General features: G+C 47.1%; 2 protein-coding genes. One reads left to right on the forward strand and one right to left on the reverse strand.

Annotated features, from left to right (window positions below):
- Positions 1-63: 63 nt before the first annotated feature.
- A complete protein-coding gene (locus tag BZG81_RS15390; RefSeq protein ID WP_077677818.1) occupies positions 64-1446 on the forward strand; it encodes a DUF6538 domain-containing protein in 1383 nt (460 codons plus the stop codon).
- 10 nt (positions 1447-1456) lie between these two features.
- Here BZG81_RS15390 and BZG81_RS15395 read toward each other — a convergent pair.
- Positions 1457-1590 (reverse strand): transposase domain-containing protein (locus BZG81_RS15395; RefSeq protein WP_131826445.1); only part of this gene is annotated, 134 nt, incomplete at its 5' end.

A 1590-nucleotide genomic window follows, 5' to 3' on the forward strand; every position in this document is an offset into this window, starting at 1 on the left:
TAGTTAGATAGAGTATGTGTGATACAAAGCTGAGCTACAAAGGCGACGATAGTTAGATAGAGTATGTGTGATACAAAGCTGAGCTACAAAGGCGACGATTTACACATATACAAACGAAAAAACAGCAACGTTTATTACTTCCAAAAGCGAGTTCCTAGCCATCTAGTTGACCACTATGGCAAGCGTCTCATTCGCTTCTCTTTGAAGACCTCGGACAAGACACGGGCGAAACAACTAGCCACCATCGAGGCTGGTCGTTTGATGAAAGAGTTTGCGGAACTCGACGGCTACTTAGTTCCAGAGAAGAAAACTGAGTTGGCCGACCTTCAAAATATCGCCATTGAAGCTGCCAATACGTGGGTAAAACACAAGCAAGACAACACGCTGACTGCCTCTGTTGATGTTGAGGGTATACGGAACGGAATAGAAGCAAGTCTAGACGTCGTTCAGGAACATGCAGCAGGCATGCTTCACGATAGTCTAAAGCTAGCTGATGCCCCTCGCGTACAACGTATTTTCGAGGGAGCAATCCCTGACCGAACCATCAGCCAGTACAACGCGCTCACAGAATCACAGCAAGCGCGCGTATTCATAGAGTTCGCCCAGCACCTACAAGCACAGACAAAGACTCTTCTAGACTCGAACAATAGCTTCTCGAGCGAAATCAAGACCGTCATCAGACCGATACCTAAGATAGAAAAAGATCCAACACTTGAACGCGTTGCTGAAGAGTTCTTAGACAACAAGAAAACAGAAATGGCAGCAACTGGTAAGCCAATGAGTGATAAGCTCAAGCAACGCTATCAAGTATCTACTGAGTTCCTTATTGGTCTTATGGGAGCAGACTATCCTGTTAAAGAGGTCTCGACAGCAGACATAAGAAAGCTGAGGGATGTACTGATAGACACGCCAAGTAACTCAGCCAAGTTAAAGGAGACCAAGAATCTCACGACTCCTGAGCTTATTGCTGTGGTGAGTAGCGGGCAATTGAAGCACCTTCCCCCGCTTTCTATCACGAGCATCAATCAGCGCTTAGAAGCGATTTCTGCAATGTTTAAGTTTGCTGTGCAAGAACGGTATATCACATTCAACCCTGCAGAGAACGTGAGGCTCAAGAAAAGAGTCGCGGACAAGGACGCTCGGAGACCATACCCACCAGAGATGCTCGACAGGTTGCTTCAGTTGACCAAAGGCACAGAGCACTACTGGATTGTACGAATAGCACTTTGTTGTGGTCTGCGTATGAATGAAATCGTCCAGTTGAGACCTTCAGACATCAGACAACACGAAGGCATTTGGTATGTCTCTGTAAATGAAGAGGACGGCAAGGCATTAAAGACTAGCTCTTCGGCCAGATCGGTGCCTCTGCCTGACGCACTGTTAAACCTCGGTTTCATCGAGTTTGTACAGTCATTGAATACAGAGACGCTATTCGATATTCCGTAAGCGGGTATTTCTACCCGCCTGGTGATTGAATGGGCGCTTTGTTATAGGGCAATAGATCGCTGACATCACAGCCCTCTTCTCTCTGAGGTAGCTCTGTCAGTACATGACGCAGGTAGGCATAGGGCTCCACACCGTTGGCACGAC

The sequence above is a fragment of the Salinivibrio sp. MA607 genome (assembly GCF_001996245.1).
GTDB lineage: Bacteria > Pseudomonadota > Gammaproteobacteria > Enterobacterales > Vibrionaceae > Salinivibrio > Salinivibrio costicola.

Bases quoted from the DNA above. Each gene is read 5' to 3' on its own strand.
- BZG81_RS15390 (WP_077677818.1), top strand. From the start codon at position 64: ATGTGTGATACAAAGCTGAGCTACAAAGGCGACGATTTACACATATAC.